Below are 23,758 nucleotides of genomic sequence, written 5' to 3'. Positions count from 1 at the left end.
GGCATGAGCACACAGACATTCCGTATCGGTATTTTGGGCGCATCGGGCTATACCGGTGCCGACCTTGTTCGCATTCTTTCCACCCATCCCAATATAGAGATTTCGTTGCTGGTGGCGGGCCGCAGTGCCGGGCGTCCCTTGGGCGACGTGTTCCCCCATCTTGGGCATCTGGGGTTGCCGGATCTGATTGGTCTGGATGAGGTGGAATGGCCAGCGCTGGATCTGGATCTGGTATTTTGCGCCTTGCCGCATGCTACCACGCAAGAAGTGGTGAAGGGCTTGCTGCATGCAACCGGCCACAGCTTGCTGGATGAAATGCTGATTGAACGGCGCGAAGATCTGGTGTCGGCGGTGCGCCGGGATATCAAGATTGTTGATCTGTCGGCTGATTTCCGCCTTGAAGATCCCGATAGCTACGAAACATGGTATGGCCGCGCCCATCAGGCTCCGGAATTTCAAAGCGCCGCTGTTTATGGGCTGACGGAATTTAACCGCGATGCGGTACGTGGGGCGGCGCTTGTTGCCTGTCCGGGCTGTTATCCCACCGCGGCCTTGCTGGCTTTGTTGCCGATTGTGGAGGCGCAAGCCATCGACGCATCTGACATTATTATCGATGCCAAATCGGGGGTGACAGGGGGCGGACGCAGCCTGAAGGAATCGATGTTGTTTTGCGAGGTGGCGGAAGCCATGCACCCCTACGGTATCGGCCATCATCGCCATATGCCGGAAATGGAACAGGAACTGGCAAAACGGGCAGGCCAGGAGGTGGGGCTGAGCTTTACACCGCATCTGGTGCCGATGAATCGCGGTGAGCTGGAAACCATTTATGTGCGCTTGGCCAAGGGGCAAAGCGCGGATGATTTGCGCGATATTTTGGCAGACCGTTATGCCAGAGAACCCTTCGTTCGGGTGCTGGACCCCGGTGTTGCGCCGGCCACGCGCCATGTGCGCGGGTCGAATTTATGCGTGCTCAATGTATTTGAAGATCGTATTCCGGGCCGCGCGATCATTGTGGCTGCCATTGATAATCTGGTGAAAGGATCATCGGGGCAGGCGGTGCAGAATATGAATTTGATGCTGGGTCTGCCGGAAACCACCGGTTTGATGCAGGCACCACTTTTCCCTTGACCCTCTTAAGAACGGGGCTGTTTTGCAGATGACCAATCATGGTGGTGGCACGGTTTTGCCGTTTCGGGGCATCAGCCCACAGCTTGCCGATGATGTCTATGTGGCACCGGGGGCGCGGATCATTGGCGATGTGGAAATTGGCGCGGGGTCGTCCATCTGGTTCAATTGCGTTTTACGGGGGGATGTGAACAGCATTCGCGTGGGACAAGGCAGCAACATTCAAGATGGCACGGTGGTGCATGTGTCGCGCAAAACCCATCCCACCCATATCGGCAATGATGTGCTGATCGGGCATATGGCGATGATCCATGGGTGCAGTTTGCAAGATCGCAGCTTTGTCGGGCTGTCATCCATTGTGATGGATGGCTGCGTGATCGAGGAAGATGGCATGCTGGCGGCGGGGTCGTTGCTCTCGCCGGGTAAATGTATTGGCGCAAAAGAATTATGGATGGGCCGTCCGGCGCGTCGGGTTCGGGTGCTGGAAGATGCGGAAATCGCCGCTTATCGCCAAGGAGTTCTGGGCTATGCGGAATTGGCGCAGGTCTATTTGTCCGAGGCGCAGCAACGGGATGGCAAGGACGATCAATGACCGAAGCCGTGCCGCAAGCCAAAACGCAAGGCCTGAGCCCTTGTGCTGAAATCGTGCGTGACCACGATCATGATCGCTGGCTGACCTTGTTATTCGCCGCCCCCCATATGCGCGAGGATCTGGCGGCGCTTTATGCCTTCGCCCATGAAATCGGCAAAACCCGTGAACGGGTGTCGGAGCCGATGATGGGAGAAATCCGGCTGCAATGGTGGCGCGAAAGCATTGAAGGGATTTATGACGGCCTTGCGCGTAAGCATCCGGTGGTGGCGGGCTTGGCAGATTTGGTGGCACGTCATAAGCCGGACCGGTCGGTGTTTATCGACCTGATCGATGCCCGTGCCGCCGAACTTTATGATGAAGGCCCGGTGGATTTTGACGGGCTTTTGGCCTATGCGGATCAGACCGGCGGGGCGTTGAATCGGATGGCCGCTTTTTTGTGTGGTGCGCAGGACGAGGCGCATTTATCGGCAGCCCATGCTGTGGGGCGGGCCTGGGCTTTGACCGGAATTTTGCGGGCGCTGGCTTTTCAGGCAGCCATGCAGCGCATTACGCTTCCCAAAGATGCGCTGGAAGAGGCGGGCATTGCTCCTGAAAGTCTTTATCGCGGCCAGTTCTCACCGGACATGATCCCCATCATTCGGCGTATTGCCAATGCGGCGCAGGAAGCCATCCGCAAAGCCCGAACACAAAACGGCAGCTATCCTGCCCAGGCCCGCAGCCCCATGTTGCTGGCAGTGCTGGCCCGCGATTATCTTGATCGTTTGGCCCATGCGGGGGATGATCCTTTTGCGGCGCCTTTCGATCGCGGGGCGTTGACCCGTCAGCTCAAGCTGTTCTGGGCCGTGCTGCGGGGCCGGTTTTAGGGGCTCTGCCGCCCATATTATGGATTTGGAAAAATTGCTTGATAGATATGATTCTTAGGCTGTCGCAATGCGCTTTGAGGCTGTTATAGTTGGCATATGAGTACAGAACCCACATCCGATCATATCGTTGAAACCCCGTTCGACACCGCATTGTCAGAGCGTTATCTGGCCTATGCTTTGTCAACGATCATGTCCCGCTCATTGCCCGATGTGCGCGATGGCTTGAAGCCTGTGCATCGCCGCTTGTTGTATGCCATGCGGCTTTTGAAGCTGGACCCCGGCACCGGTTATAAAAAATGTGCCCGCGTGGTGGGGGATGTGATCGGTAAATATCATCCCCATGGGGATCAGGCGGTTTATGATGCACTGGTGCGGCTGGCCCAGCATTTTGCGGTGCGTTATCCGCTGATAGACGGGCAGGGCAATTTCGGCAATGTGGATGGCGATAATCCTGCTGCCATGCGTTATACCGAAGCACGCATGACCGCTATCGCCGCCACCTTGATGGAGGGGCTGGACGAAGATGCCGTTGATTTTCGCCGTACCTATGACGGGGAAGAAGAAGAGCCGGTGGTGTTCCCCGGTGCCTTTCCCAATCTGTTGGCCAATGGGGCGGCGGGGATTGCGGTGGGCATGGCCACATCCATTCCCCCGCACAATGCCGGTGAACTGATCGATGCCTTGCAATTGCTGATAGAAGCACGGCTGGGGCGGCGCGGTCCGGTAACGGATGAAGAATTGGTGGATCGGGTGCCCGGCCCGGACTTTCCCACCGGCGGTATCATTGTGGAATCCCGTGAAAGCATCGCCCAGGCCTATCGCACGGGACGCGGTGCTTTCCGGACCCGCGCCCGCTGGGAACGGGAAGATATCGGCCATGGAACATGGCAGATCGTGGTCACGGAAATTCCGTATCAGGTGGCGAAATCCAAGCTGATCGAGAAAATCGCCGAATTGATCAATGATAAGAAATTGCCCATTCTGGCGGATGTACGCGATGAATCCACCGAAGATATCCGGCTGGTTCTAGAGCCAAAAAGCCGCAATGTGGAACCGCAGATCCTGATGGAGAGCTTGTTCAAGCTCACCGACCTGGAGGTGCGCGCCTCGCTCAATCTCAATGTCATTGATCTGGATGGTGCGCCGCGTGTTCTGTCCTTGGGGCAGGCGCTGGAAGCGTTTTTGGACCATCAGCTGGATGTTTTGAAACGCCGCACGCGCTACCGGCTGGAAAAAATTGCCCATAGGCTTGAGGTGCTGGATGGTTATCTCAAGGCCTATCTCAATCTGGATGAAGTGATCCGCATTATCCGCGAAGAAGACCATCCCAAAGCGGAGTTGATGCGCACATTTTCTCTGAATGATGTGCAGGCGGAAGCCATTTTGAATATGCGGCTGCGGTCTTTGCGCAAGCTGGAAGAAATGGAAATCCGTACCGAGCATGAAAAACTCAGTGCGGAGCAGGCACAGCTCAATGGCTTGTTGGCTTCATCGGAACGCCAATGGATATCGGTCGGGGAAAAACTCTCAGGCATAAAGGATCGTTTCGGTTCCGATACAATTGAAGGCCGCCGCCGCTCCGGCTTCGGTGAAGCCCCGATATTGGATGTGGTGCCCATGGAAGCGATGATCGAACGCGAGCCGGTGACGGTGGTGTGTTCGCGCCGCGGCTGGCTGCGGGCATTGAAGGGGCATATGCGCCCGATAGCGTACTGAATTTCAAGGAAGGCGATGAAGAACGCTTCCGCTTCCATGCCTATACCACCGATAAGATTTTCGCCTTCACGTCCCTTGGCCGGATGCACACGCTGCCTGCGGACAAACTGCCCGGCGGACGCGGCCATGGAGAGGCCTTGCGGCTTTTGGTGGACCTGGATGGGGAAGAAGAAATCGTTGCCCTGATGCCCTATAAAGCGGGCAGCGAATTGCTGCTGGCTTCATCGGAAGGGCGGGGCTTTCGGGCCGAGGCGGATAAGGCCGTGGCCTCTACTCGTAGCGGCAAGCAATTGATGAATGTGGGCAAGGGCGTGCGGGCCACCCATTGTCTGGTTGTTGATGGCGATACCGTTGCCGTTATTGGCGAGAACCGTAAGCTTTTGCTGTTCCCCGTGGACGAACTGCCGGTGATGGCACGCGGACGCGGTGTGATGCTGCAACGCTATAAAGATGGCGGCATGGCCGACATTCGGTTGCTGAATGCTGCGGAAGGGCTGAGCTGGCCTATGGGGGGAACGCAAGGCCGCACCCGCACGGAGCCGGATATCGCCTTGTGGCTTGGGAAACGCGCTGGCGCTGGCCGCCTGCCGCCCACAGGCTTCCCAAGAAGCAATCGTTTTAGTGGTTAGGAAAGATATGGGCCCCGGCGGTTTCGTCGGGGCTTTTTAAAGTCAAGGCTCAGGCAAGCGAAACGGCGCTGCCATGCTCTAGATCAAGCATATGTGCGGCGCTTCCCTGGGTGACAGCGATTTCTGCCAAGCCGCAGGAATTGGCGTACCAAAAGGCCATGCCGGGGGGATGATCCGTGAAGGTGCGGCCCCGCGGCAAGCGCTTGCCCCCCACCATCAGACAGCGATCCCCCAACCGGTCCGCATTGATGCCGGTCATGGCATTTCCATAATGGTCGATATAAATGATGCGGCCCAGATCATCGGGCCAATCGCCGCCGGGCATGGGATCTTTCAATTCTTCTAGGGGCAGCGTTTCCCCCATGGCCAAAGCGGCGGCGGCAGGGGCAAACAGGTCGCGGCCATGAAAGGATGCGGACAGCCGCACCGGCGCGCGGGTCAGGCGATAGACCGCACGATGCTCCTGCGCGCGGCGGAGCACCATTTCAAATAATCCATTGCCGGGGCCGATAAATTTCCGTCCATCGGCTTCCACCATTACCGGCGGGCGTGGGCCGCCCACACCGGGGTCCACCACCGCGCAGATGACGGCATCCCACGCCAGATCATCCACAAGGCTTGCCAAAAGATAGGATGCGGCCTGCGGAGAAAAGGTGGGAGCATCATGCATCAGGTCGATAATGGGAATATTCGGGGCGCGCTGGGCAAGAACCGCTTTCATCTGCCCCACATAAGGGCCATTCCAGCCGAAATCGGTAAAAAGAACGATCATAAGGCACTGCCGAATAGTGGTTTAAGCCTTGAATTATTCAAAAGAACATGGGCGCTCGCAAAGCGAAAGACGCAAAGGAGCTCCCCATGTCCCGATAGATTTTCCAAGGCCGCGTCTTCAAGCGACGCTGCGCGCTGCCCGCACCATATCAAGCGATGGGCGATCAGATGTTGTGCCGCTTGGTTGCAAAAGCGCCTCGGCTTCCACAGCCGTGAGCCCCGAACGGATCACGATGTCCGTCAAGCTATCGCCGCCTTCCAGTGCATCGGTTGGTTCGGTGACCGGGTCTGTGTGCTTACGTCGAAAGATATTGAGCATTTTTGCCTCCCTATATGCCCATATTATCGCGTATTTGTGACAAATAGGTGTCAAAAATATCACGCAGCTACAATATCTTGGGTTAATTGTTGTAAAGCATAGCAGGAAGCCATGTGGCCAATTCCGGTATCAGGGCCAAAAGCAATAAGCCGATGATCTGGATAGCGACAAAGGGCAAAGCCCCGCGGTAAATTTCACCGGTCTTGACGGAATCGGGGGCCACACCGCGCAAATAGAATAAGGCAAACCCAAAGGGCGGCGTGAGAAAACTGGTTTGCAAATTCATGGCCATCATAACCCCCAGCCATACCGGATCTACCCCCATGACAAACAGCACAGGGGCAACGATCGGCACCACCACGAAGGTGATTTCAATGAAATCGAGGAAGAAGCCAAGGACGAACATCACCAGCATAACGGTGATCAGGGCGCCTGTTGTCCCACCGGGCAGATTGGCCAAGGCGGCTTCAATGCTGTGATCGCCTCCCAAACCGCGAAACACCAGGGAAAACAACGCAGCGCCCACCAGAATGGTGTAAATCATCACCGTCACCCGAACGGTGGACCGCATCACAGGAGCCAAAATTTTGGCTTTCCACAAACGCCATAGGGCCAGAAACAGGCCAAATCCGGCAATGGCACACAGCCCGAAAGCAAAGATCAGCGGCATACCTTGGGTGGCGGGGCCAATTAGAGCGCTTTGCCCCAATACCAAAATCAAGGCGGCGATGGCGGATATCAAGGGCCAGTTCCGGCCAGATCCAAGGCGGGCGGCCCCAAGGAAAATTGCTCCCACAGCGCCGAGGGACGCCGCTTCGGTGGGGGTGGCAATGCCGCCAAGAATAGAGCCAAGCACAGCAATGATCAGAAGAACCGGCGGCAACAAGGCTCCCAAAAGACGCCCGACCATTTGGCGATTGAACAGCTCTCCATCGGCAGGCGGCATGGCAGGGCTGGATTTGGGACGAAAAATCGCCTGTACGATCAGATAGAGCAAATAAAGACCAACCAGCCCCAGACCGGGCAATAAAGCCCCTGCAAACAACTCTCCCACAGAGACGGCATCGGGCGCAGTGATGCCCATATCCCTTTGTGCCTCTTGATAGGCAGAGGACAGCACATCACCGAGCAAAATCAAAACGATAGAAGGCGGAATGATCTGCCCCAATGTGCCCGCCGCAGCGATGGACCCGGTGGCAAGGGCAGGATCATAGCCGCGCTTGAGCATCACCGGCAGCGACATCATTCCCATGGTGACAACCGTGGCCCCCACAATGCCAGTGGATGCCGCCAAGAGCGCGCCCACAATCATCACCGAAAAACCCAGTCCGCCGCGCAGTGGGCCAAAAAGCCGCCCCATGGAATCCAGCAAATCTTCTGCCACGCGCGATTTTTCCAGCATCACGCCCATGGCGATGAACAAAGGCACCGCCAACAACAGCTCGTTCTGGATCAGGCCATAGATGCGGTCCGGCATCAGCAAGATGAAGCCCGGTTCCAAAAGCCCGAATACAAGGCCGATGACTGCAAAAACCAGCGCCACGCCCCCCAGCACAAAGGCGACGGGAAAGCCGGTAAGCAAAAAGCCGAGCAAGGCCAGAAACATAAAGCCGACAAGGGCGGTACCGGCGCTGCTCATATGGCGGCCTCGTTGTCATCAAACAGGCGCAGGCCCGCCCGCAAAATCAAGGCAATGCTTTGTAGGCTCAGGGTGGCGGCAAACATCAGGATCAGAGCTTTTTTAAGATACACAAAGGGCAGCCCGCCAGTTTCCAAAGACCCTTCATTGCTGATGATGCTTTCAAAAACATAAGGAAGGCCCGCCCACCAGATAAGAAACAGGAAAGGCATCAGAAAGATAAAGCTGCCCAGAAAATCCACCCATGAACGGGCGACGGGATCGGCTGTCCGGTAGAACAGATCCACCCGCACATGATCTTCATGCAAAAGCGCATAGCCCGCGCCGCCAAGAAAAATCAGGGCATTGATATAAAGGCGCGATTCCTGAAGCCAGATAGAGCCTTGTGCAAAAACAGCGGTGCTTAGAACCAATATGAATTGCACCAGAACCAAAGCCAGCGCCGCCCAGCCCAAAGCATGACCGATGGCTTCATTGAAACGGTCAAGCAACCTAATGACGGCATGGAGCCGGGGATATGGTTCTTTTCTGGTCATTTATTGGTGGAAAAAGCACGGGCGGCGGCAAAGGCTTGTTCGGAAATTTCTCCCCAGCGCCCCCCCCTGCGCCGGGCGGTTTTGAAGCTTTCATAAACCTCTGCGGTGAAGGCATCAGAGGCGGCCACTTCGGCCAATACCTGTTCGCTGATTTCGGCCATTCGCTTTAAAACGGGATCGGAAAAGCGGCGTAATTTGACATCGGTTGTTTCAATCAACCGTTCCAAAGCCAGCGCGTTATTATGTTCGAATTCCGACCGCATGGTCAGGGATTCTGCTGTTGCGGAATCCTGAATGATCGCCCGTTCCCGATCGTCCAGATCATTCCATAATGATAGATTGACCCCCATGGATAATGTGGTTCCAGGTTCGTGGATACCGGGATAATAATAGGATTTGGCGATGGTGTGGAAGGCAAAGGCCATATCGTTCCATGGGCCAACCCATTCCGTTGCATCGATATTGCCCTGATCCAATGCCTGGAACAGTTCACCACCCGCTTGGTGACGGGGGTGGCGCCCAGACGTTGCATCACTTCACCGCCCAGCCCCGGCATCCGGATGCGCAAGCCGCGGAAATCTTCCAGAGTATCGACGGGGCGCTTGAACCAGCCGCCCATTTGCACGCCGGTATTCCCGGCGATGAAAGGCTTGATATTGAACCGCGCCGAGAGGCGATCCCACAAGGCTTGCCCGCCGCCAAAACGGATCCATGCTTCCATCTCGCTGGCGGTTAGCCCCATGGGAACGGCGGCGAAAAAATTGAAGGCCGGCGAACGGCCCTGCCAATAATATTCCGCGCCATGATAAAGATCCGCTTTGCCTTGGCTTACCGCATCAAAGGCCGACAGGGCAGGGACCAATTCCCCCGCAGCATAAACCTGCACTGCCAATGTGCCGCCCGAAACATCGCTGATACGTTGGGCGAGCCGCGCAGCTCCGGTGCCAAGGCCGGGGAAATTCTTGGGCCATGTGGTGACCATACGCAAGGTGCGGGATGCCTGACCGAGAAGGGCGGGGCCCGAGCGGCTGATGTTTTTGGATTGTCCGGACAAGACCAGCCCGGCCGCCAAGCCCGCACCTGTGGCCGCAGCGCCCAAGCCTGCCGCCGATTTAAGCGCCGTGCGGCGGTTTATGCCTTTGTTTGTAGAATCACCCATCAAAAAAGTTGCGCCCCTATGCTGGCAAAAACAGATTTGACTATAAGCAGGTGAGCGCCGGGTGCAAGGGATGTGACAGGCCGTTCAAGACAGAAAAGTCTTGTCCTGTCACATGGATTTCCAGCCTTCCGCCCCCAGCTTTTCAAGGGGATGGAACGCGCATTTATAGGCCATTTTCGGGCTTTTTTCGATCCAATAGCCCAGATACACATTGCGCAGCCCGCGCCTTTTCGCGCGCTGGATATGATCGAGAATGATAAAGGTGCCAAGGGACCGGCGGGCCATATCGGTGTTGAAAAAGCTGTAAACCATCGACAGGCCATCGGACAAAATATCGGTCAGAGCCACGCCCACCAGCTGTCCGCGATCTTCGGTGTTTTCGGGGGCATCGGCTTTGGGCGGCAGGCGGTATTCCACCAGCATGGTTTCGATGGGGCTGTTTTCTACCATTTCGGCAAATTCTTGCCGATCCATAGATGCCATGCCGCCATCACCATGCCGGTCTTCCAGATAGGCTTTCAAAAGCTGGAATTGTTCATCGGTGATTTTGGCCGGTTCTTCAAATATCTGAAGATCCGCATTGCGGTTTCCGGTGCGGCGCATGCTTTTGGATGGAAGAAACGCATTGGCCACAACCCGAACGGAAATGCAGGCATTGCAATGATCGCAGGCCGGGCGGTAGGCCACGGATTGGCTGCGGCGAAATCCCACCCGTGACAGGGCTTCATTCAGGGCGTGCGCACCTTTTCCAGAGAGTTCGGTGAAGACTTTTCGTTCTTCATGGCCGTCCAGATACGGGCAGGGCGATGATGCCGTTACGTAAAAGCGGGGGAACTGCATGGACTGGTCGGTCATGAATGCTCCCTTTTGCTGGACGTGGATACAGGATCAAAAGCCATAATAGAATGCCGCAATGGCGGTGAAGGTCAACCACATGATCACGGTCAGCGGCAGGCCCGCCCTTACGAAATCCAGAAAACGGTAATGCCCCGGCCCCATCACCAGCAGATTGGTTTGATAGCCAAAGGGGGTGGCAAAAGAGCATTTCGACGCGAAAATCAGGGCAATCACAAAGACTTCCGGCTCCACACCAATGCGCTGTGCCACGGAAATGGCGATGGGGGTGAACAGCACCGCTGTGGCATTGTTCGACAACACATTGGTCAAGATCGCCACCAACAGGAAAAAGCCGGAAATCACCACCAAGGCAGAGGCATCGCCCAAAAGCGCAATGACATTATCGGCGATAAAATTTGCCCCGCCGGTCACTGCCATCGCATGGCCCATGGCAAGGGCCGCGGCGATGATCATGATGATTTTTTGATCGATGGCTCTGGAGGCTTGACGGATATTGATACAGCTTGACCCGATCATGGCCAGCGCGCCGCCCATCGCTGCCACGGCGATCGGCAGAATACCAAAGGCGGCCAGTGCTATGGTTGTGGCAAAGATGGCAATGGCCACGCCGCTATTGCGTTCGGCGGGGAAATCCGAGGCGGACCATTCCAGCAACAGCAGATCGCGGTTGCCGCGCAAAGCATGAATGTCGTTCCGGCTGCCAATCAAAAGCAAAACATCGCCCGGTTCCAAGACCAATTGCGCCGTATGTGATCGGATCATCCGCGACCGTCTCTGGATGCCAAGAACAACGCAGTTGGTCAAAGAGCGAAATCCCACCTGTTCCAGCGTGCGGCCTTGCAACCGCGAGGCCGGGGCGATCATCACTTCGGCCATCATGCTTTCCCGGCCGGGCAACGGCCCTTCGCCACTATCGGAGGCACCGCCCACGCCGCCGGTATGCCACGCCCCGCTTAAAAGCTCTGGCGATTTCAGCATCATCTGGGTCAGGCTTTGTCGGGTGGCCGCCGCCACCAGCGTATCGCCGGCCAACAAGGACATATCGTGAAAGGGCGGTAACAGCACTTCATCATCGCGGCGGATGCAGCGGATGGTGACATCGGTCAGACCGGGGAACAGGCCGGAGGTGGCCTTCAGCCCTTCCAGTGCGCCGCCATAGGTGACTTCCAATTGCACCAGAAATTGCTTGGAGGAACCGCCGAATTGCGAGGACATGGTGGCTCTGTCCGTCAGCAAATGCGGCGCGATGAAGGCCACATAAATAAAGCCGACAACCCCAAGCATCAGGCCGGGAAGAAAGATGGTGAAAAAGCCCAGATTTTCTCCGGTGATATGGGCATAGCTGCTGGCCACCAACAGATTGGCGCTGGAGCCGATAAGGGTGAGATTGCCGCCCAGAATGGCCGCATAGGAAAGCGGGATCATCACCCGGCTGGGGTTCATGTTCATCTTGCCGGCAAGGGCATTCAGGATGGGGATGAAAATGGCCACCACCGGCGTGTTGTTCAAAAAGCCGGAAAACAGCAAGACAATGGCCAGAACACTAAACAGGACTAAACGCGGTGAAGATGTGGCGGGCCCCACCAATCGGCGCACCGGTTCATCCAATGCGCCCGAAACCACCAATGCCTGTCCCATGACCAAAAGGCTGAGAATGGCCATCAGGGCGGGGTCGGCAAATCCGGCGATCAAGGCTTTGACAGAGCCAGCCTGGTCGCCGGATGCGGGATCGGTAATCGGGAAAATCTGGAACACGATCAGCAAGGCGACGATGATCGCCAGCGATGACAGTTCCATGGAAATTCGATCAATGGCGTAAAGCACCATGCCGAAGGCGATCACCGCAAAGGTGATCCACATTTGTATGGATGGATCGGCTGCGATCATAGGACGAAAAAAGGCTCCCCGGTTTTGCCCTCAAGAAAGGCAGACGCACAGTATAGCGTCACAACAGGCTGGCACCAGAGAGTTGTTTTTAAGTGAGGGACAAGTTTTTAACGGGCACCGCTGGCTCTGGGGGAAACCACAGGGGCTTCGCGGAGCACCAAAATGGTGATGCGACGATTTTCCGCACGGAACGTGTCTGTTGGATAGAGCGGTTCCGTGGCGGCTTTTCCGGTGACTTCGGAAAAGCGATCAGAGCTGACACCGGTGCGCGATAGCACCCGCCGTGCGGAATTGGCGCGGTCGGCGGATAATTCCCAGTTGGTGTAATCGCTGCCCGCGCCATATGTCCCGCTATCGGTATGGCCCATAATGGCAATGCGGTTGGGCAAGGTGGACACAATGGCCCCGATTTCCCGTATCAGGCGCTGGGCATAGCCAAACAGATCCGCAGTGCTGTCGCGGAACATGGACCGGCCATCCTTGTCGGTGATCTGGATTCGCACGCCTTCCGGTGTTTGCTCGATCAACACCTGGTCTTTATGCTGGGCCAGTTCGGGAGAATCCTGAATGGCTTGGCGCAGGGTTTCTTCCAAGGCGTTCATCGCCCCGTCTTGCAATTTATCTGCAAAATCTGCCTTGGGCGTTTCGGAGCTGTCTTCTGCTTGCGATTGATCGTCCGCATCGGTTTGCGCTGAAGGGGGCGGCCCTTTGATCTGGGTGATGGACGAACTGGCATCCAGGGCGCCTTGAGATCCGATGGCTGTGCCAGCCAAAGGCTTGCCGGAACCGGAGGTGCCGCTCACACTGGCAGAAGACGGCGAAAAATAGTCCGCCAACCCCTCGAGCGTTTCCTTATCAGACACATTGAGCAGCCATAAAAGCATGAAAAAGGCCATCATTGCCGTGACGAAATCCGCATAGGCGACTTTCCAGGCCCCCCCATGATGACCGCCGCCGCCCCCTTTCTTGACCTTTTTGATCACGATGGGTCTTTGATCGTCTTTTTTCGCCACGAAATGCTCCGCCAACACTGCTCAAGAGGCGCAAGCATCCGCCTTTAGCCTTAATATTCCCTTTATGATCAAGGGGCGGTCACGGCAAAGCCCCACCCGTTTCACCGGAGGATTGCCGCTTCAAAACCAGCTTGTCGCCCGATTGAAATGTTTCGGGATTTGTTGAAATTTCGATGAAATCTCCATGAAGCCATTTGTCCATCATGTCGGAATAATGCTTTGAAAAGGGAATGCCCGATTGTCCGGTGGGAATGATGTAGGACGAGCGATCCAGATCGGCCAGATCATAAACCACCCGATAGCTGGGGCCATGGGTGAAGCCATAGGGATTCGGGGCCGAAAAACGCGGTCCGGCCACATTCACCGTATAGGTGCCGCCCGGTGCCGGCGTGGATGTTTCGAAAAACCGGGCAAGAACCGGCACCTGCGAGAAGGGGCGGTGTTCTTGCACGCCCCGATGAAGGCTGCCCCATTGCCAGTCGCGCCATGATCCGGGTTTGCGATCCAGACGCGACGAAAGATCCTCAAGGGCATCGTTAAAGGCCAGAGACACACTGTCTGCGCAGCTTTCTTCATCGGATGTGCCGATATCATCACACCAATTTGCCTTGGTGGTGCCTAGCAAGGCCATCTTCAGAAAATCCACTTTCGGCCCCCAATAGCGGTCGAACTTGTCGCCCAATTCATCGGCATAGAGTCGTTTGGCTAGAGCACGGTGCCATGCGGTGAAAATCATGGGTTCGGGACGGTCGACGGCCATCTCGAAATCCCATGCACCCAAGGCGTCCAGAATGTCCTTTTGTGTTTCATCCAACGCTTTTTGCTCTTGGTCCATAAGGGTCAGCATCAGGGGCAGAAGATCGGCAGCAACGGTGGATTTCACATCCATCTGGATGCGGGCCATGCTGGCTTTGTCATGGGGGGCGGTGTCGGCGATCAATTCACGGATGCGGTCGCCGCGATAGGGAAGCGCCCAACCGCTGGTAAGAAAATGCGGATAATCCGGTCCGACGATTTTTTCATTGGCGGTAACGATCACGCCATTGGCGGGATTTTCACGCTCGGGCATGTCCTCATAAGGGATCGTGCTTTCCCAATCATAATCGGCCTTCCAGCCCGGTGCGGGCACCAGACCATGGGTGTCGTTTTTTGCCCCGCGGATGGGGACACGCCCCGGCGCATAATATCCGATATTCCCGTCGATATCCGCATATACAATATTCTGGGCAGGAGCCGTATAAAGGCGAAGGGCGGTTTTGAACTGCTCATAATCCTTTACGCTGGAAAGCGTCGCCGCAGCGCTTCCCGATGTGTCATCTTCATCCAGTGCGGTCCAACGCAAAGCCAGCACGGCGTTTTTGGGCATTTTTTCTGCCAGATCGGTGCGTCCATCGGAAATCACCGGCCCGTGGCGCGTTTCGCGGACAAGAATGGTTTTCGGATCGGCATCTTTGATATGGATGGTTTCTTCCCGGGTGATGAAGGGGGCCGGACCGTCCGGGGTCAGATAGGCGGTGCCATCATCCACCAGCTTTTCCACATATAAATCCTGCACATCCGGATTGACATTGGTGAAGCCCCAGGCGATCCGGTCATTGCGCCCCAAAATCACAAAGGGAATGCCGGGCATGGTGGCCCCGATCACATTTTCTCCGCCGATCTTCATATGGGCCAGATACCAAAGAGATGGCGTGGTCAGGCCCAGATGCGGATCATTGGCCAGCAAAGGCATGCCGGTTTTGCTGTGATCGCCGGAAAGAACCCAATTATTGGACCCCAACCCTCTGGGCTTTCCGATATCCGTTTGCGCGGTTTTAATATGGGCAAGGTCCAACCCATCATAAAGTGTGTCAAGATCGGGCAGGGGGAGGGCTTCTTCACCGGGATAAGGCGGGAAGAAGTCCATAAGCTGGTCGGTATCAAGGCGGCTGGCCAGATCAAGGCGGGCCAGCTCGCTCCAATAATTACCGCCCAGATCAAGCGCCATCACCTTGAGCCAGCTCAGGCTGTCAATGGGTGTCCAGGGCTCCGGCTCTGTCTTTGTAAGCAGAAATTCCGGCGGCAGCGCCCCTTTGCGGCTGTTCAAAAAGGCATTCACGCCATTGGAATAGGAAACCATTCCGGCGCGGGCTTGCTCTGTTTGATGGGCCCATGCTTTTCGCGCCCGGTCGTAAAGCGACAAGGTGCGCAGGAAGACATCGGTGGAAAGGGTGGCTTCTCCGGCAATTTCAGACAAGCGTCCGGCGGCAATGCGGCGGTGCATGCTCATTTGCCATAGCCGATCCTGCGCATGGGCATAGCCCAAGGCAAAGAACGCATCTTCGGGCGTTTGTGCAACAATATGCGGTACGCCGTGGCGGTCGCGGGTGATGCTGACTTCGGCTTCAAGCCCCTCCAAGGTGACCGTGCCCGATATTTGGGGCAATGCACTTCTAAGATAAACCCAGCCAAAAATCGCACATAGAATGGCCAAAACACCAATTGCGGCGGCTATTTTCCCTATCAGTCGCATGGTCTTTCCTCCCCGGTCTCTTGCTTTTTGCCCCTCACGGGTCTGGACAGTTCGTGTCACAGCCCGTTAGCCTGCGCCGATCCGATTATGCTGTGCAACCAGCTTTAACCGAATGGCAAACTGATGACCGATAAGCTGACATTTTTAGGGTTGGGTGTCATGGGCTTTCCTATGGCAGGCCATCTGGCGCAGGCGGGCTATGCCGTCACCGTTTATAACCGCACGGCACAAAAAGCGGAAAAATGGCTGAAAACATATGGGTCGGCCCGATGCGCTCTGGCGGCAACGCCGGCCCAAGCGGTGTGTGAGGCCGATCTGGTTTTTGCCTGCGTGGGGGCGGATAAAGATGTGGAAGACATCTGTGTGGGCGAGGCCGGAGCATTTGCGGCTATGAAGCCCGGCGCGGTTTTTGTCGATCACACCACGGCGTCTGCGCAAGTGGCGCGGGCCATGTATGACAAAGCCAAAGCACTGGGTCTCGGGTTTTTGGATGCGCCGGTTTCGGGCGGAGAAGCCGGGGCGCAGGCGGGGCAACTAACCGTGATGTGTGGCGGCGATCAGGCGGATTTCGATCAGGCGCGTCCGGTTATGGAAAACTACGCCAAGATGATGCGCCTGCTTGGCCCAGCGGGGTCGGGACAGACGGCGAAAATGGTCAATCAGATCTGCATCGCCGGAACGCTTCAAGGGCTGTCGGAAGCCCTGCATTTTTGCCAAAGTGCCGGACTTGATGTGGAGGCGGTGGTGGATGTGATCTCAAAAGGGGCGGCGCAAAGCTGGCAGATGGAGAATCGGGCGGCCAGCATGGCTGCGGGGTCTTTTGATTTCGGATTCGCTGTGGATTGGATGCGGAAGGATCTGGCCATCGTTTTGGAAGAAGCGCGCCGCATGGGAGTGTCTTTGCCGTCCACAGCGTTGATCGATCAATTCTATGCGGATGTGCAGGCCATGGGCGGCGGGCGGCAAGATACGTCCAGCCTGATCCGCCGTTTGCGCCACTGATTGAAACGGCTAGCCACGGCATGGTTCAGAAGGCGGCTTCAGGGCTTGACCTTTTGTTGCGCATGGCTATAGTCCGCGCACTTCGAACGGGCGGCAGATTCTGTCCGTCGCCCGCGTGGGCACCTGTTTGTTCTGGATATCGGTTGATCCGCTGAACGGATTCTTCCGATGGATGGGCAGGCAGGGGGCGATTGGCGTCCGGCCCATGGCGCAATGAAAGGACGCGGTTCGACATGAGCAAGCGTATCTCTGCCAAGCATAAAATCGATCGCCGTATGGGCGAAAATATCTGGGGTCGTGCGAAAAGCCCCGTGAACACCCGCCAATATGGCCCCGGTGAACATGGTCAGCGCCGGAAGGGCAAATTGTCCGATTTCGGTATTCAGCTGCGTGCCAAGCAAAAGCTGAAAGGCTATTACGGCTCGATCACCGAAAAGCAGTTCAATCGCTATTATAAAGAAGCCGCTGGTAAAAAAGGCGATACCGGCGAGCATCTGATCGGCATTCTGGAGCGTCGTTTGGATGCGGTTGTGTACCGCGCCAAATTCGTTCCGACCGTTTTTGCCGCCCGTCAGTTCGTCAGCCACGGCCATGTTCTGGTGAACGGCAAGCGCGCCAATGTTCCCAGCTATATGGTGAAAGAAGGCGACGTGATCGAAGTGCGTGAAAAATCGCGCCAGATGCCGATGGTTCTGGAAGCAGGCCAAAGCCCCGAGCGTGATGTACCGGAATACATCACGGTTGAAGGGACGAAAGCCACCTTCATGCGGGTTCCGACCTTGGATGAAGTGCCTTATCCGGTTCAGATGGAACCGAATCTGGTGGTGGAATTCTATTCGCGTTAATGCGCGATTCGGATTGCCGTTCAAAGCGCCGCAGGGGAAACCTTGCGGCGTTTTTTATGGCGTCTCTCTTTATTGGCGGGATGGCCTGATTTGCGCATGATCCATGCTGTTGTTATTGTTTGGCAGCGATATATTTTTTGCGTTTCGGCCCAGACAAATATAGCAAAAATGGATCGGACATACGCCCCATGGATGATGCACACTCCTCTTTTATGACTGAAGGTCTGGCGAATATTATCATCCGGGATGGTGCACCCGAAGATACGGATCAGGTGATTGGCCTGATTGGCAGATGCTTTGCCGCCTATCCCGGTTGCGTTCTCGATCTTCCCGGTCTGGATGCGGACCTTCCCCGGATTTGTGACATTTTCGCCCGTCAAAAAGGGCGCTTTTGGGTAGCGGAGCGAGCTGGAGCAGTGCTTGGCTGTATCGGCTATGTGCCAAGCGGACAGGATGTGGTCGAATTGAAACGGCTTTATGTGGATGCGTCTACCCGTCGTTCAGGGCTGGCCACTGCGTTATTGGACCTGGTGCTGCACGCTGCGCAATCAGTGCACGCCACGCGCATTGATCTTTGGTCCGACACCCGCTTCGTTGAGGCCCATGCCTTTTATCACAAGCATGGGTTTGTCATGCCCGGCCAAATGCGAGACTTGCACGATCCTTCAAACACAACGGAATATCTGTTTCAAAAGAGACTTTAAGGGGCTGCCTTGAATTTTAATCATTCTCATTTCGTTAAAAATTTATTAAAGTCTGCTCAGGGTTTGGTCGGAACAGGTGATTTATGATTTCTCTTTTTGCTGCGGCATCTATTGCGCTGTTTTCCGCGCCGGAGCAGGCGGATCGGCCTGTGGATATTCCCGTTGAACAATGCGCCTTTTCAGAAATTTCCAAAGCGCTTGCGGGGCATGAGCAGTGGCATGATCTTGCCGATTTTTTCTACACAGACCCCGAATTGGCCGCAGAATTTTCAGAAATGATGCCGGGTTTCAAAATGGCTTATCTCCATGCCGATAGCACCGGAGTGCTGTTGGTTGGGGGAGAACGGTTAAGCCGCAACCCGTCAGAGCCGCAACAAAACCATGGTTATTGGGCGCAGGCCGTTGATGAAACGCAAGAAGCGTGCGCCCAAGAAGGGGTTGCATGTGATGTTGAAGCTTTTTCCGAGGCCCCGTTCGGGCTGTCTGCCAGTACCTATATCCAATCCGATGCGGATCGGACACGCCGCGAAACGCTGGCCTTTGTCGGTGGGAATCAATGCGTTTATTCCATCCAGTTTTCTGGCCCGGAATCCGCCATCAGCGATGATGAATGGCAAGATCTGAAAGTCGCCCTGCTGGATTTGCGGGCTCTTGTGAAACTGGCTCCGGTTGGCCCCCGTTGAGTGCGATTGTGATCGCGTCAAACGGGATAGGATATTGAAACATCTCTGGATACGGCTACTGTAAAGGGTGATCCTTTTATGGAAGGGATGCGATGTTCTTTCGGCGGAGACTGTTGCGTTTATCTGTAATCTGCTTTGGGGCAATGGGCGCCAGCATGGTGTCTTTTGCACAGGAAAACGCTGATCTGTCCGACCTGCGCCGCGCCTATGATGTGGGGGAGCCGGGGGCCGCCCTGGCCTTGGGCACAGCCTTATTGGAAAGCGATGAAGACGCGCAATGGGCCCAAGCCATTGCCTTATTGGAGCAGGCCGCGTCTCAGGGTGCGCCGGTTTATCTGCTGATCGCCGATGCATATCGGGACGGTTTGGGCGTGCCGGTGGATCTGGCAAAGGCGGCAAACTGGTACCGAATCGGTGCGGAAACCGGCGACGGATTGGCGCAGCTCGAGCTGGGCCGCATGTATCTGGAAGGATTGGGGCTAACGCGCGATATGGTGCAGGCAGCGCTTTATCTGCAATTGGCCAGTGACCGCTTGACCGACCCGCGATTGAAAGAGGACGCCGAAGCCGCCTTGGCCCATGCCAAATGGGGGGCGGACTGGAAGGATTGGCAGGAAGTGAAGCTGCTTTTGCAATCCTGGAAGCCAAAGCGCTTGTCTGATCTTTTGAATTGATCCCGTGCCGGTGAGCAGGAACCTCAACAGAGCCACCCCATAAAGAAAGCGGCGCTGTCATATGACAAACGCCGCTTCAAGGGTGCGAGATGTTTCAGGCAAAACATCTCGCGAGCCGCACCTTAAGTCTCAGGCTCGCTTAAGGACGACACACCCCTTTAGAAGCACAGCCCGTGCCAAACTGGGCGATGGTGCGGATTCAAGTGCTTATGGATTTGAATGGGCAGGGCGGTGCGGTCTATGTGCCAAAACCTGACAAAGGAGCCCCCCGTTTTGGCACAGCTGTTCCTATTCGGGGCAGGCTATTTTTATGAAAGATCGGCATCTGCTAGCGATTGCAGTTGATCCAGATCGAGAATTTCAATCCGGTTGACCGCTTTGATCCGAATGACCTGGCTGGATTTCAAGCGAGAAAGAATACGGCTCACGGTCTCAATGGTCAGGCCAAGATAATCGGCAATGTCGCTGCGGGTCATGGCAAGATACACATGTAAAGCGGGATCATCGCAATTTCCCTGCTTGTGGGACAAGCCGATCAGGAATGAAGCCACCCGTTCCTGTGCGGTTTTGCGGCCAAGGGCAAACACCAGATCCAGCATTGCATCCATGGCGGCGGCGCCCATACGGCGTAATTGCCGGTCCATTTCAGGAAAGCGTTCCACCAGTTCGTCCAAAGACCGGCGATCAAAGCGGCAGAGCTTTGCATCCGAGAGCGCCTCGGCGGAGAAGCTGTAGTTTTCCGACAAGGTTAAACCGACAAAATCGCCCTTTGATAAAAAGCCCAGAATTTGCCGTCGTCCGTCGGCGGACACGCGGGACACAGCAACGTCCCCGCTGATGATATTATACACATTGTCGGAGGGGTCGCCTTCAAGGATCAGGTTTTTCCCCCGCATCAATTCAAAGCGAGAGGCCCGTGCGGCCAGATGTTGAAGCTGGTGATCGTCTAGCCCGGAACAGAGAAAACTCTGGCGGGCCGGGCAGCTAAGACACATGACCTTTGGGGTAGCAATCTGATCGAAAGGGGCGTGCCGATTTGTCATCAAAGCTCCCCCTGAATATGGGCGTTTCATAAAAAAAACGCTGTGCTTCGGGATCAGGCGGCCTTGCCGTCCACTCCATCTTTGAAGCGGTAAAAAAGAGACTCGCCATCCTTCGTTAGAAGATGGGCCTTGATCAGATAGCCATCATCATCAATCCAGAATTCATGGCTCAAGGCGTCTTTTTCCAGATTGATGATGCGGTAATAACGCGCATCCTGAATCTGGCCATTCAATTCCACCTTTACCCGATCATGACATTCCAGGCGGGACGGGCGCATCAGGCCGGTCAGGGTGTCGAGCAGCATGAAATCCTTCTGTCCCTCGTCGATCCAGAAATCTGTTTTTGTGAAGCTGCTGGGGACCAGATCCAAAGGCGCGGTTTGGGTCGCCTCATCGGTGATGAGCATATAATGACCGTCTGTCGCCTCAAGCGCGACTTCTTCACGGTCATTGTTGCGGCGGGTTTTGCTGGTCATTTCGACAAGCTGCCCGTTCCGCCAGATTTCCTGCGCCTTATGGTCCATTTTAAAGACCGTGATAAAGGCCATTTTCACACGTATCCGGGCTTCGATATCGACGGAAACGCCATTATCATTGGTGAAGTCATAAGAAACACTGTGGGTGCCGATTTCAGACCCTTTGCGATCAATAGCATAGGTCAGCGTTGTTTTTTCCGGAGCTTTATTCACGGCGCTTGCCGGAGCAATATAGGCTGTCGTGATGGCGAGCAAGACGAGTGAAAATCGTTTTTTTAATGTCAAAACATACGCCCCATTTTATAAGCATAAACCGCGAAGCGCTTGTCGCGCGCTCATGTCAAGCACAAGCAAAGTTGACCATAAACCTTATGATAAACAACTCTTCACGAAGATTCCATAACTTATAATGTTAAAATGAGGCGAAAAAGGGCCAGATCATACGTTTACACGGAATAATTGCCTTTAAGTTGTTATTGCAATTAAACATAATTACGGATTATTCTTGTTTTATTGCTGTAAGGAAGCACTGTTCATCATGCTCGTCAATCCAGAGATGCGGGGCAATTCGCAGCCAATCGCCGCGCGCGCTGACATAGACATTTCGGCTTTTCCAATCTGCGGCCACGTCTGCTGCGGCTTTATGGGGATGGCGGGCCGCGATCATATGGGGCTGCGCCAGCTTTCGGGAGTAACGGCATATCCCGCATCAAGAAGATGATCCACCAAGCGGTGGTTCAATGCGGACAGACTTTCGGCGATGGCTCGATCTTCCAATCCAGAATCATCTGCAAGGCATCGCGTGCCAAGGGCATCAACTGGAAATTTGACCGTTCGCCCATATCAAAGCGCCGCGATCCGGGTTGGTAAGAATCCTGATAATCCACAAGGCGGCTGAAATCTTGTGATCCGGCGCGCAAGATCCAGTTTTCTTCCAAAGGACGCCCGTCCCGCCAGCGCGGGCTTACATACATATAACCCAGTGCATAAGGCCAAAGAGCCATTTATAGCCCGCTGCCACGGCAAAATCCGGGTCGATTTCCGCCAAGGATACCGGAAGTGCGCCCAAGGATTGGGTCAGATCGAGAAACAAAGCCGCGCCCACCGCACGGGTTGCTTTGCGGATGGCCACAAGATCCAGCATTGCGCCGGTTGACCAATGCACATGGGGAATCGCCACCAAGGATATCTGCGACCCCAATCGGTCGATCTGGTCTAAAAGTGCGGCTGTCCAATCCTGTTCCGCAGGGCCGGGAACGGCAAGAACGGTTGCCCCATGTTCGGCAGCAAGCCGCGTCCAACCATAATAATTTGAGGGAAATTCCTCGGCCAATGTCAGGATGACCGAGCCTTTTTCCGGCGTTAAATTGCGCGCCGCCGTTGCCACGGCATAGCTTGCAGAGGGGACAAGGGCGACCGAATCGCTGTCGCAGGCCATTATCCGTGCGGCCAGCGCACGCACCTCTTCGCTTTGGGTGAAGAAATCTTGCGGTGTCACCTGCCATGGCTGTTGCCGAAGGGCGGCGGTGCGATCATTGGTGGCGGCAAAGGCTTTCGGTGCCGGTGTCATATAAGCGGCATTGAGATAGCACAGCTCTCTGGGCAGGTCGAAGCGATCTCTTTGTGGTGCGATCATGGCTTAGAGCTTCTTTTGTGCAAGGGGCTTGGGCGTTTTCCCCATGTGGTGGACCGGACAGCCAGACGGGCGGCATCGAAATCTTCTAACCGGTTGCCGGAAATGATGGATTGTAGATCCTGCACATAAGCTTCCCGTCGTTCGGAATACTGGATCAATCCGGGGGTAAGGGGGCGTCCTGTTACCGGTTGGTTATTGGCCCGCAACTTTTGGCGGATGGTCCGAAGGTGCGTATAGGCGCGGTTGCGGTTGATATTGCCTATATAGCCACGCACCGAATCGATCAGGAAGTCAAAGGCTTTGATCCGGTGGGTTTTGCCGCTTCCCCGGCGGGTGGGAACAATGCCGTTGTCTTCGTCATTCCATGTCCATTGGCCATAAAGGGCATTGCCGGTTTGGGCAAAGCGCGATGTGCCCCAGCCGCTTTCGATGGCTGCCTGTGCCAAGGCCAGGGACGGCGGGACAATATCCACCCGTTTTTCCAGACGCTTCAGGCTGTCGTCCCTGATTTTAAAGTCTGCTCCCAACCCATAGTTACGCGCAAGCCGATGCAGCCAGCGTTTGTTGAGTGTGCTCAGGCGTGCTCCTTTTGTCCTTTGCTCCATAAGGGATAAAAGCCGCTTCCGGTCTTCCAGAACCAGTTCATTCACCCGCAAGATCAGTGGCAGCATAGTGGCAATAAAAGCCCGTTTGCGGTCGGTGGCGCGGGGGATGTCTTGCAATCCATCGGGCAAAGACGCGAAAAATATGCGGGGAACGGCGTGGGTACCTTTTCGGACATCAGGCAAGCGATATCCAAGTTTTTGATAAAGCTGGTCAAGAGCATCCGGCGGGGGAAGATGGCGTGCATAGACCACCCGGTCAGCTGAAAACGCCCGTTCCCGTGCCATATTTCCCTGAAAAACGGCCATCGCAAGAATGGCAACAAAAAGCAGGGCTGGTGTTAAGAAAAGAAAGAGTTTGCGCATATATAAGGCTCATTGACCGTTTCTATCGGTTGTCACATGACGGGAATGACCGGGGGCTGTCAATGTTTCACAAGATGACCCGGCAGATATTGAAAGCAGGATGGACAG

General features: G+C 55.7%; 22 protein-coding genes and 2 pseudogenes. 9 read left to right on the top strand and 15 right to left on the bottom strand.

The annotated features are described in order from the left end of the window. The first annotated feature begins 3 nt into the window (after positions 1 to 3). The 4 genes and pseudogenes from argC to parC all read left to right on the top strand — a co-directional run bounded on the left by argC (position 4) and on the right by parC (position 4,925). Positions 4 to 1,128: an N-acetyl-gamma-glutamyl-phosphate reductase gene (argC, locus tag JCM17844_RS09120; protein WP_150000686.1), complete on the top strand. Its 1,125-nt coding sequence runs from the start codon at positions 4 to 6 to the stop codon at positions 1,126 to 1,128. A gap of 28 nt (positions 1,129 to 1,156) precedes the next feature. Then, positions 1,157 to 1,717 (top strand): gamma carbonic anhydrase family protein, encoded by a 561-nt coding sequence (locus tag JCM17844_RS09115; protein ID WP_150000660.1) that lies wholly within the window; start codon positions 1,157 to 1,159, stop codon positions 1,715 to 1,717. Then, entirely contained in the window at positions 1,714 to 2,580 is an 867-nt protein-coding gene (locus JCM17844_RS09110) for a phytoene/squalene synthase family protein (RefSeq protein WP_150000659.1), read from the top strand. The genes JCM17844_RS09115 and JCM17844_RS09110 overlap by 4 nt, the downstream gene beginning before the upstream one ends. Before the next feature lie 96 nt (positions 2,581 to 2,676). Then, positions 2,677 to 4,925, top strand: a pseudogene (gene parC / locus JCM17844_RS09105) (DNA topoisomerase IV subunit A). Positions 4,926 to 4,974: 49 nt separating this feature from the next. Here the strand turns inward: parC and JCM17844_RS09100 are convergent. The 9 genes and pseudogenes from JCM17844_RS09100 to JCM17844_RS09060 form a co-directional block, all read right to left on the bottom strand. Beyond that, positions 4,975 to 5,697, bottom strand: a complete 723-nt coding sequence (locus tag JCM17844_RS09100) for an SAM hydrolase/SAM-dependent halogenase family protein (protein WP_150000658.1) — start codon at positions 5,695 to 5,697, stop codon at positions 4,975 to 4,977. A 117-nt stretch (positions 5,698 to 5,814) separates the two neighbouring features. Then, positions 5,815 to 6,015 carry a hypothetical protein gene (locus JCM17844_RS09095; protein WP_150000657.1) on the bottom strand — a complete coding sequence of 67 codons (201 nt, stop codon included), beginning with the start codon at positions 6,013 to 6,015 and terminating at the stop codon, positions 5,815 to 5,817. Between the two features lie 82 nt (positions 6,016 to 6,097). Beyond that, entirely contained in the window at positions 6,098 to 7,654 is a 1,557-nt protein-coding gene (locus JCM17844_RS09090) for a TRAP transporter large permease (protein WP_150000656.1), read from the bottom strand. Continuing rightward, positions 7,651 to 8,145 carry a TRAP transporter small permease subunit gene (locus JCM17844_RS09085; RefSeq protein ID WP_210431695.1) on the bottom strand — a complete coding sequence of 165 codons (495 nt, stop codon included), beginning with the start codon at positions 8,143 to 8,145 and terminating at the stop codon, positions 7,651 to 7,653. The genes JCM17844_RS09090 and JCM17844_RS09085 overlap by 4 nt, the downstream gene beginning before the upstream one ends. Positions 8,146 to 8,186: 41 nt before the next feature. After that, positions 8,187 to 9,172, bottom strand: a pseudogene (locus JCM17844_RS09080) (TRAP transporter substrate-binding protein). Between the two features lie 285 nt (positions 9,173 to 9,457). Beyond that, on the bottom strand, positions 9,458 to 10,204 hold the full coding sequence (locus tag JCM17844_RS09075; protein ID WP_150000654.1) for an arginyltransferase: 747 nt from the start codon (positions 10,202 to 10,204) through the stop codon (positions 9,458 to 9,460). 33 nt (positions 10,205 to 10,237) lie between these two features. Continuing rightward, positions 10,238 to 12,094 (bottom strand): SLC13 family permease, encoded by a 1,857-nt coding sequence (locus JCM17844_RS09070; RefSeq protein WP_150000653.1) that lies wholly within the window; start codon positions 12,092 to 12,094, stop codon positions 10,238 to 10,240. Positions 12,095 to 12,201: 107 nt separating this feature from the next. Next, on the bottom strand, positions 12,202 to 13,107 hold the full coding sequence (locus tag JCM17844_RS09065; RefSeq protein ID WP_150000652.1) for a flagellar motor protein MotB: 906 nt from the start codon (positions 13,105 to 13,107) through the stop codon (positions 12,202 to 12,204). A 79-nt stretch (positions 13,108 to 13,186) separates the two neighbouring features. Beyond that, the gene (locus JCM17844_RS09060) at positions 13,187 to 15,619 is read right to left on the bottom strand and encodes a penicillin acylase family protein (RefSeq protein ID WP_150000651.1); all 2,433 of its coding nucleotides are present in this window, start codon (positions 15,617 to 15,619) and stop codon (positions 13,187 to 13,189) included. Between the two features lie 123 nt (positions 15,620 to 15,742). Here JCM17844_RS09060 and JCM17844_RS09055 point away from each other — a divergent pair, with 123 nt between their 5' ends. The 5 genes from JCM17844_RS09055 (at position 15,743) to JCM17844_RS09035 (ending at position 19,527) form a co-directional block, all read left to right on the top strand. Beyond that, positions 15,743 to 16,621: an NAD(P)-dependent oxidoreductase gene (locus JCM17844_RS09055; RefSeq protein ID WP_150000650.1), complete on the top strand. Its 879-nt coding sequence runs from the start codon at positions 15,743 to 15,745 to the stop codon at positions 16,619 to 16,621. Positions 16,622 to 16,854: 233 nt separating this feature from the next. Beyond that, positions 16,855 to 17,466: a 30S ribosomal protein S4 gene (rpsD, locus tag JCM17844_RS09050; protein ID WP_150000649.1), complete on the top strand. Its 612-nt coding sequence runs from the start codon at positions 16,855 to 16,857 to the stop codon at positions 17,464 to 17,466. 212 nt (positions 17,467 to 17,678) lie between these two features. After that, positions 17,679 to 18,170 carry a GNAT family N-acetyltransferase gene (locus tag JCM17844_RS09045; RefSeq protein WP_210431692.1) on the top strand — a complete coding sequence of 164 codons (492 nt, stop codon included), beginning with the start codon at positions 17,679 to 17,681 and terminating at the stop codon, positions 18,168 to 18,170. A gap of 83 nt (positions 18,171 to 18,253) precedes the next feature. Further along, complete coding sequence (locus JCM17844_RS09040; protein WP_150000647.1) at positions 18,254 to 18,853, top strand: hypothetical protein; 600 nt, start codon at positions 18,254 to 18,256, stop codon at positions 18,851 to 18,853. A 155-nt stretch (positions 18,854 to 19,008) separates the two neighbouring features. Continuing rightward, positions 19,009 to 19,527 carry a tetratricopeptide repeat protein gene (locus JCM17844_RS09035; protein ID WP_210431691.1) on the top strand — a complete coding sequence of 173 codons (519 nt, stop codon included), beginning with the start codon at positions 19,009 to 19,011 and terminating at the stop codon, positions 19,525 to 19,527. 308 nt (positions 19,528 to 19,835) lie between these two features. On the opposite strand, the gene JCM17844_RS09030 is transcribed toward JCM17844_RS09035, so the two are convergent. The 6 genes from JCM17844_RS09030 to JCM17844_RS09015 all read right to left on the bottom strand — a co-directional run bounded on the left by JCM17844_RS09030 (position 19,836) and on the right by JCM17844_RS09015 (position 23,650). Further along, the gene (locus JCM17844_RS09030; protein ID WP_210431690.1) at positions 19,836 to 20,570 is read right to left on the bottom strand and encodes a Crp/Fnr family transcriptional regulator; all 735 of its coding nucleotides are present in this window, start codon (positions 20,568 to 20,570) and stop codon (positions 19,836 to 19,838) included. Positions 20,571 to 20,623: 53 nt separating this feature from the next. Beyond that, entirely contained in the window at positions 20,624 to 21,331 is a 708-nt protein-coding gene (locus tag JCM17844_RS09025) for a DUF6134 family protein (protein ID WP_150000644.1), read from the bottom strand. Positions 21,332 to 21,545: 214 nt separating this feature from the next. After that, positions 21,546 to 21,713, bottom strand: a complete 168-nt coding sequence (locus tag JCM17844_RS14950) for a hypothetical protein (protein WP_210431689.1) — start codon at positions 21,711 to 21,713, stop codon at positions 21,546 to 21,548. 70 nt (positions 21,714 to 21,783) lie between these two features. After that, positions 21,784 to 22,020, bottom strand: a complete 237-nt coding sequence (locus JCM17844_RS14945) for a hypothetical protein (RefSeq protein WP_210431688.1) — start codon at positions 22,018 to 22,020, stop codon at positions 21,784 to 21,786. Next, positions 22,011 to 22,682, bottom strand: a complete 672-nt coding sequence (locus tag JCM17844_RS14940) for an aminotransferase class V-fold PLP-dependent enzyme (RefSeq protein ID WP_210431687.1) — start codon at positions 22,680 to 22,682, stop codon at positions 22,011 to 22,013. Before JCM17844_RS14940 ends, JCM17844_RS14945 begins: the two co-directional genes overlap by 10 nt. Continuing rightward, complete coding sequence (locus JCM17844_RS09015; protein ID WP_150000643.1) at positions 22,679 to 23,650, bottom strand: glucosaminidase domain-containing protein; 972 nt, start codon at positions 23,648 to 23,650, stop codon at positions 22,679 to 22,681. The genes JCM17844_RS14940 and JCM17844_RS09015 overlap by 4 nt, the downstream gene beginning before the upstream one ends. Positions 23,651 to 23,758 lie beyond the last annotated feature (108 nt).

Source organism: Iodidimonas gelatinilytica, assembly GCF_008579125.1.
Taxonomy (GTDB): Bacteria; Pseudomonadota; Alphaproteobacteria; order Sphingomonadales; family Rhodothalassiaceae; genus Iodidimonas; species Iodidimonas muriae.
The sequence above is the reverse complement of the archived record's forward strand: the minus strand, read 5'-3'. Positions and strand labels throughout refer to the sequence as shown.